The organism is uncultured Methylibium sp. (genome assembly GCF_902826655.1).
GTDB lineage: Bacteria > Pseudomonadota > Gammaproteobacteria > Burkholderiales > Burkholderiaceae_C > Methylibium.
Map to the genome: position 1 here is coordinate 52,970 of NZ_CADEFR010000021.1, position 7,747 is coordinate 60,716.

At 71.8% G+C, this 7,747-nt stretch carries 7 protein-coding genes; all 7 read right to left on the bottom strand.

Annotation, left to right across the window (positions count from 1 at the left end):
• Position 1: 1 nt before the first annotated feature.
• Positions 2 to 742: a GTP cyclohydrolase I gene (gene folE / locus QZV97_RS10965; protein ID WP_295641819.1), complete on the bottom strand. Its 741-nt coding sequence runs from the start codon at positions 740 to 742 to the stop codon at positions 2 to 4.
• A 368-nt stretch (positions 743 to 1,110) separates the two neighbouring features.
• On the bottom strand, positions 1,111 to 2,814 hold the full coding sequence (locus tag QZV97_RS10970) for an ATP-dependent DNA ligase (protein ID WP_295641820.1): 1,704 nt from the start codon (positions 2,812 to 2,814) through the stop codon (positions 1,111 to 1,113).
• Positions 2,815 to 2,899: 85 nt separating this feature from the next.
• Positions 2,900 to 3,949 carry a ligase-associated DNA damage response exonuclease gene (locus QZV97_RS10975; RefSeq protein ID WP_295641830.1) on the bottom strand — a complete coding sequence of 350 codons (1,050 nt, stop codon included), beginning with the start codon at positions 3,947 to 3,949 and terminating at the stop codon, positions 2,900 to 2,902.
• Positions 3,945 to 5,240 (bottom strand): cardiolipin synthase ClsB, encoded by a 1,296-nt coding sequence (gene clsB / locus QZV97_RS10980; protein WP_295641821.1) that lies wholly within the window; start codon positions 5,238 to 5,240, stop codon positions 3,945 to 3,947. Before clsB ends, QZV97_RS10975 begins: the two co-directional genes overlap by 5 nt.
• Positions 5,241 to 5,247: 7 nt before the next feature.
• A complete protein-coding gene (locus tag QZV97_RS10985) occupies positions 5,248 to 6,060 on the bottom strand; it encodes an endonuclease/exonuclease/phosphatase family protein (RefSeq protein WP_295641822.1) in 813 nt (270 codons plus the stop codon).
• On the bottom strand, positions 6,057 to 6,530 hold the full coding sequence (nudB, locus tag QZV97_RS10990; RefSeq protein WP_295641823.1) for a dihydroneopterin triphosphate diphosphatase: 474 nt from the start codon (positions 6,528 to 6,530) through the stop codon (positions 6,057 to 6,059). Before nudB ends, QZV97_RS10985 begins: the two co-directional genes overlap by 4 nt.
• 70 nt (positions 6,531 to 6,600) lie before the next feature.
• Positions 6,601 to 7,747, bottom strand: a 1,147-nt coding sequence (aspS, locus tag QZV97_RS10995) for an aspartate--tRNA ligase (RefSeq protein WP_295641824.1), incomplete at its 5' end; no start/stop codon positions are given.

Below are 7,747 nucleotides of genomic sequence, written 5' to 3' on the forward strand. Positions count from 1 at the left end.
CCTAGGACTTCTTGTTATTGACGAGGGCGAGGAATTCGCGGCGCAGGTTCGGGTCCTTCAGGAAGCTGCCGCGCATCACGCTGTTGATCATCTTCGAGTCGAGGTCACGCACGCCGCGCCACTGCATGCAGAAGTGGTCGGCCTCCATCACGATGGCCAGGCCGTCGGGGTTCATCTTGGACTGCAGCAGGTCGGCGACGTGGGTGACCGCCTCTTCCTGGATCTGCGGCCGGCTCATGATCCACTCGGTGAGTCGCGCGTACTTGGACAGGCCGATCAGGTTGGAGTGCTCGTTGGGCATCACGCCGATCCACACGCGGCCGATGATCGGGCACAGGTGGTGCGAGCAGGCACTGCGCACGGTGATCGGGCCGACGATCATCAGCTCGTTGAGGCGCTCGACGTTGGGAAACTCGGTGACCGGCGGCTGCGCCACGTAGCGGCCCTTGAACACCTCGTTGACGTACATCTTGGCGACGCGCCGCGCGGTGTCCTGGGTGTTGTGGTCGTTGTCGGTGTCGATGACCAGGCTGTCGAGCACGCCTTTCATCTTGCCGGCGACCTCGTCGAGCAGCGCGGACAGTTCGCCCGGCTCGATGAAGTCGGCGATGTTGTCGTTGGCGTGGAAGCGCTCGCCGCGCGCCTTGAGGCGCTCGCGGATCCTGACGGAGACCGGCACGCCCTCGTCGCCGGCCGGGTCGGCCAGGGACTGCAGCGCAGGCAGGGATTGGGGGGCATTCATGGGTGGGCATCCGGCCGTAGGGCCGGCAGCGCATCGACGGACGCGTAGCTTAACGGGTGGCGGGAGACCCTGCGATTCGATCGCATGCGCACGCGGTGCGGGCCGAGGCTGACGGGCGACCGGCTCCGTTCATGTCCTCCGGCCAGGCTGCACCTGGCCTCCCCCTTTACTTCACTGCGCCGGTCACCCATCACCCTCGGCCATCCATCGACTGGCTCGTGCAAGCACGCGACAGCCTGTGCGGTGACTGCAGCGAAGCCGGGTGGGGCGCTGCACGGAGCGAGGTAAAGGAGGAGGCCACGCGCAGCGTGGCCGGGGGACACGAGCGCAGTGCAGTGCCCCGCCCGGCTTCGCTGCGCACGCCGAAATCACGCACTGAACAGCAACGCCTCCAGCGCCTGCAAGGTGTCCGCCTCGTGCAGCGGCTTGTCGTTCCTGAGCCGCAGCATGCGCGGGAAGCGCACCGCGATGCCGCTCTTGTGGCGGCCGCTGCGGGCGATGCCCTCGAAGCCCAGCTCGAACACCAGGCTGGGTCGCAGGCTGCGTACCGGGCCGAACTTGTCGATGGTGCTGGCGCGGATGACCCGGTCGACTTCCTTGAACTCGTCGTCGGTGAGTCCCGAATAGGCCTTGGCGAAGGGCACGAGTTGCAGCGCGCCCGGCTCCGCGGGGCGTCTGGCAGCGATCGCCTCGACCACCGCCTGCGCCTCCGCGGCATCGGCGGGTGGGCGGTTCCAGACCGCGAAGCTGTAGTCGGTGTAGAGGCTGGCGCGGCGGCCGTGGCCGCGCTGCGCGTAGACCAGCACGCAGTCGACGCTCATCGGATCGATCTTCCACTTCCACCAGGTGCCGCCGGCCAGTCCCTCCTGCTTCCTGCGGCCGCTGCCGTAGGCGGCGTCGCGGTGCTTGAGCATCAGGCCTTCGACGCCGCGTTCGCGCGAGCCGGCGCGCTGCGCGGCCAGTTCCTGCCAGGTGGCGGCCTCGAGGCGCGGCGACAGCAGCAGCGGGCCGCCCTGCAGCAGCGACTCGAGCGCGGCGCGGCGCCCGTGCTGCGGGCGCTCGCGAAGGTCGACGCCGCCCTGCTCCAGCAGGTCGTAGGCCATGAAGCGCACCGGCAGCTCGGCGAGCAGCTTCTTCGACAGCAGCTTGCGGCCGATGCGCTGCTGCAGCAGCGCGAAGGGCGCGGGCCGCTCGTCCCGCCACACCAGCAGCTCGCCGTCGAGCACGCTGCCGTCGGGCAGCGCCTGCGCCTGTTCGACGACCTCGGGGTAGCGCTCGGTCACCAGCTCCTCGCCGCGCGACCAGATCCACACCTGGCCGGCGCGCTTGACGATCTGCGCGCGGATGCCGTCGTACTTCCACTCGACGATCCACTGCGACGGCGGGCCGAGCCTCGCTTCGAAGTCGTCGACGCCGCCCTCGACCGCATGCGCCAGGAAGAAGGGATAGGGCTGCCCGGCTTCGCGCGCGCTGCCGGCCTGCGGCGGCGCGATCAGCAGCTCGAAGCGCGCGAGATCCGGCGCGCGCTTCGCATCGGTGTAGCCCATCATGCGCTGCGCGACGAGCTGAGGGTCCAGCCCGGCGTGCTCGGCCAGCGCGCGCTGCACCAGCAACTTGCTGACGCCGACGCGAAAGCCGCCGCCGATCAGCTTGACGAGCAGGAAGCGCTCCGCCGCGCCGAGCTCGCGCCACCAGGCACGCACGCTGGCGGCCTGCTGCCCGGCCGGCTGCGCACGCAGCGGCAGCAGGCGCTGCTCGACCCACGCGGCCAGGCCGAGGTCGCCGTCGCCGTCGGCGGGCGGCAGCACCAGGGCGATGGTCTCGGCCAGGTCGCCGACGGCCTGGTAGCACTCCTCGAACAGCCAGTCGGCGATGCCCGAGACCTCGCAGGCCAGCGTGCGCAGCAGTGCGGTCGGCACGGTCTGGCGCGGCTTGCCGCCGGCCAGGAAGTAGGCGGCCCAGGCGGCGTCGGCCGGCGGCGCGTCGGCGAAGTAGCGGCGCAGCGCGGCGACCTTGTCGAGCGTGGCGGTGCTGGCGTCGAGCTCGGCGTAGAGCCTGGAGAAACGCTTCATGTCGACCCCTCGCCCGCGGCTTACCGCGGGCGATCTCCCGGGGGGATGCGGGCCGGCTTGGGAGCGGCCCGGCGCTCGGCCCGCGTCATGACGTCCCCCGCTCGGAGTCCTCGACCGCCGCATCCAGCGCGTCGTCCCCGTACTCGGTCTTGAACGACGACGCCTGCAGCCCCTGTTGCTGCAGCCAGCGCACCAGCACGGCTTCGTAGCCGTGGGTCACGACGACGCGTTCGCAGCCGGTGGCGGCGATGGCCTGCATCAGGCCGGGCCAGTCGGCGTGGTCCGACAGCACGAAGCCGCGATCCACGCCCCGGCGGCGCCGCGCGCCGCGCAGCTGCATCCAGCCGCTGGCGAAGGCGTCGCTCGCGTCCGCGAAGCGGCGCGACCAGACGCTGCCGGCCACGCTGGGCGGCGCGACGACGAGCGCGGTGCGGAAGTCGGCCTTGTCGTTCACCTCGCTCACCAGCCGCGTCGGCGGCAGCGCGACGCCGGCCTCGCGGTAGGCGCGGTTCAACGGCTCCACCGCGCCGTGCACGACGATGGGGCCGATGCTCGCGTCGACACCCGCCAGGATGCGCTGCGCCTTGCCGAAGCTGTAGCCCATCAGCAGGCTGGGCCGGCCGGCGGCGGCGTTGGCGCGCCACCAGGCGTCGATGTCGGCGAAGACCTCGCGCTGCGGCCGCCAGCGGTAGATCGGCAGGCCGAAGGTCGACTCGGTGACGAAGCAGTGGCAGCGCACCGGCTCGAAGGGCGCGCAGGTGCTGTTGCCGTCGCCGACGCCCGAGACGAAGTAGTCGCCCGAGACGACCCAGACGCGGCCTTCGTGCTCCAGCCGCACCTGGGCCGAGCCCAGCACGTGGCCGGCGGGGTGCAGGCTGAGGCGCACGCCGTGGTGGACGATGGCCTCGCCGTAGTCCAGCGTCTGCAGGTCGATCGCGCCCAGCCGCGCGCGCAGCACGCCGGCGCCGACGGCCGCAGCGAGGTAATGGCCGTGGCCGGTGCGCGCGTGGTCGGCGTGGGCGTGCGTGATCACCGCGCGGTCGACCGGCCGCCAGGGGTCGATGTAGAAGTCGCCGGGCGGGCAGTAGAGGCCTTCCGGGCGCTCGACGACGAGGTCGGGGCTCACGAGCTCAATAGCGCCCGGTCGCGCCTGCGAGTTGCAGGTAGGTGCGCGCCACCCAGGCGACGAAGCCGCGCCGCAGCCAGCGCCGCCAGCCGGCCAGTGCGGGCGGCGCGGTGATCCGGACCGCGGCGGCGAAGTCGCGGTCCAGTTCGCGCGCCAGCGTGTCGACGAAACCGCGGTCGCTGACGATGACGTTGGCCTCCAGGTTGACCAGCAGCGACAGCGGGTCGATGTTGGAGCTGCCGACCGTGGCCCAGTGGCGGTCGACCAGCGCGACCTTGGCGTGCAGGAAGGCCGGCGTGTACTCGTAGACGTCGATGCCGCGGGCCAGCAGCTCGTCGTACAGCGCCTGCGCGGCCAGGGCGGCGAAGCGGTAGTCGACCTTGCCCTGCAACAGCAGCCGCACGCGCACGCCGCGCGCCGCGGCGGCCAGCAGCGCCCGGCGGAACTCGCGGCCGGGGTAGAAGTAGGCCGACACCAGGTCGATGCGCTCGCGCGAGCGACGCAGCGCGTCGATGTAGCTGCGCTCGATGCTGCGGCGCTGGCGCACGTTGTCGCGCACGACGAAGGCGGCGCGCACCGGCGCCAGGGCGGGCTCGCCGGACGGCACGCCGGGCTTGAGCGCCAAGCGCATGCGGCGCAGCAGCCGGCGTGCGCGCAGCACCGGGCGGCCGCTGCGCGCGATGTCGAAGATCTCTTCGCGCCAGTCGCGTCCGAAGGCGGCGCGCGTCCACATCGCGCGCGCGGTCTGCTCGATCGGCGTGACCACCGGGCCGCGCAGGCGCACCGCGTAGTCCAGGCGCGGCACCTCGCTCCAGCCGTGGTGCAGGTCGTGGCGGTCGTCGAGCAGGTTGATGCCGCCGACGAAGCCGACCTCGCCGTCGACGACGCACAGCTTCTGGTGCAGGCGCCGGAACTGCCCCGGCTGCAGCCAGCTCCACCAGCGGCGCGCCGGCCGGAAGATGGCCAGACCGATGCCTTCGGGCACCAGCATCTGCTGCAGCGCGTCCAGCGCGTGCATCGAGCCGAAGCCGTCGACCACCACCCTCACCCGCACGCCGCGCCGCGCCGCGGCAGCCAGCGCGTCGACGACGCAGCGCGCCGCGGGGTCGTCGTCGAAGATGTAGGTGGCGAGCCAGACCTCGCGCATCGCACCCGCGATGGCCTCGCACATGGCCGGAAACAGCGCGTCGCCGCCGCGCAGCAGCACGACCTCGTTGCCGCCGCTGAAGACCGCGCGCGAGTGCACGTACCAGTCCAGCGCTTCGGGCAGCGGGGGTTCGGTGCCGGCACCCATCGTCATCGCGGCCTCAGTCGGACAATTCGAACTCCGCCACCAGCGGCAGGTGGTCGGACATGCGCGCCCAGGTGCTGCCGCGCGGCACGAAGGTCGACACGCAGCGCAGGCCGCGCGTGTAGATGCGGTCGAGCGCGAACACCGGCGCCAGCGAGGGGAAGGTCAGCGAGCGCTGCAAGCCGCCGCCGTCGGGCGGCGGCGCGGCGCGCTGCAGGCCGGCCTCGCGCATCGGCGCGTCGAGGCGCTCGCCCCAGTCGTTGAAGTCGCCGGCCACCAGCAGCAGCGCGGCGGGGTCGAGTTCGCGCGCGATGAACTCGGCGAGCCGCTGCACCTGACGCACCCGGCTCTGGTGGCGCAAGCCGAAGTGCACGACGACGGCGTTGATCGCGCCGCCGTGCCACTGGACCGGCACGTGCAGCAGGCCGCGCTGCTCGAAGCGGTGGTCGGAGACGTCGTGGTGACCGACGTCGCCGATCGGCCAGCGCGACAGCAGCGCATTGCCGTGCTCGCCGTCGCGCGTGACGGCGTTGGTGCGGTAGGCGACGTCGTAGCCGTCGGGCGCCAGGAACTCGGCCTGGCCCTGCTCGGGCCAGCCGAACCAGGTGCGGTCGAAGCGCCGCGCATCGCGCTTGTGGAAGCGCCGCACCTCCTGCAGGCACACGAGGTCGGCGTCCAGCGCCTCGATCGCCAGGCCCAGGTTGTGGATCTCCAGGCGCTTGCGCGGGCCGACGCCGCGCACGCCCTTGTGGATGTTGTAGGTGGCCACGCGCAGCCGCCCGCCGTAGCCCGACGCCGGCGGCAGGACCGAGGATTGCAAGGGGTTCATGCGGCAGCGAACTCGGGCAGGCGGCGGATCGCCGCAGCATTGGACGGCGAGAAGCAGCGCCCGGCCGCCTCGGCCCACGGCAGCCAGGCGTGGCGCAGGTGCTCGCGCGGCGCCAGCACCACCGGCGTGCCGGCGGGCACCTGCAGGCCGAAGGCATGCTCGGTGTTGTGCGTGACGCCGGGCGCGTAGCGATGGCGCCAGCGCGCGTAGATCTCGTAGACGGTCGACTGGCCCCAGTCGCGCAGCGCCGACAGCGGCACGACCGCGCTGCCGATGACGATGCCGGTCTCCTCGCGCACCTCGCGCACGCAGGTCTCGAGCAGCGGCTCGTCGACGCGGTCCTTCGAGCCGGTGACGCTCTGCCAGCTGCCGGGCGCGTCGGCGCGCTCGATCAGCAGCACGTCGAGCGCCGGCGTGTGGATCACCACCAGCACGGATTCGGGGATCTTGGGAGGGCGCGAGGTCGTCACGTCGGCGGCATCGGCTGGAAGAAAGAAGGGGCGCCCACGGCGCCCCTCGATTCTGCGGGAGTCCCGCGACTCACGCCGCGGCCGTCGGATTGCGCATCCGGATGTGCAGCTCGCGCAGCTGCTTCTCGTCGACCGGGCTGGGCGCGCCGGTCAGCAGGTCCTGGGCGCGCTGGGTCTTGGGGAAGGCGATGACGTCGCGGATGCTCTCGGCGCGCGCCATCATCGTCACCAGCCGGTCCAGGCCGAAGGCCAGGCCCCCGTGCGGCGGCGCGCCGTACTGCAGCGCGTCGAGCAGGAAGCCGAACTTCTGCTGCGCCTCGGCCGGACCGATCTTCAGCGCGGAGAAGACCTTGCTCTGCACCTCGGCGCGATGGATCCGCACCGAGCCGCCGCCCAGCTCCCAGCCGTTGAGCACCATGTCGTAGGCCTTGGCGATGCACTTGCCGGGATCGGTGTCCATCAGGTCCTCGTGACCGTCCTTCGGCGCGGTGAACGGGTGGTGCACGGCGGCCCAGCGGTCGTTCTCCTCGTCGTGCTCGAACATCGGGAAGTCGACGACCCACAGCGGCGCCCACTTGTCCTCGAACAGGCCATTGGCCTTGCCGAACTCGCTGTGGCCGATCTTCACGCGCAGCGCGCCGAGCGCGTCGTTGACGACCTTGGCCTTGTCGGCACCGAAGAAGATCAGGTCGCCGCTGCAGGCGCCGGTGCGCGCGATGATCTCGGCGATCGCCGCGTCGTGCAGGTTCTTGACGATCGGGCTCTGCAGCCCCTCGCGGCCCTTGCCGGCGTCGTTGACCTTGATCCAGGCCAGGCCCTTGGCGCCGTAGATCTTGACGAATTCGGTGTAGGCGTCGATCTCGCCGCGGCTCAGGCCGCCCTGGGCCTCGCCGCCGCCCGGCACGCGCAGCGCGGCGACGCGGCCGGCCTTGCTTTGCGCCGGCGCCGAGAAGACCTTGAAGTCGACGTCCTTCATCACGTCGGTCAGCTCGGTGAATTCGAGCTTGACGCGCAGGTCGGGCTTGTCCGAGCCGTAGCGGTGCATCGCGTCGGCGTACTTCATCACCGGGTAGCCCGGCAGGTCCACGCCCATCACGTTGCGGAAGACCGTGCGGATCATGCCCTCGAACATGCCGCGGATCTCCTCCTCGTTCAGGAACGAGGTCTCGATGTCGATCTGCGTGAACTCGGGCTGGCGGTCGGCGCGCAGGTCCTCG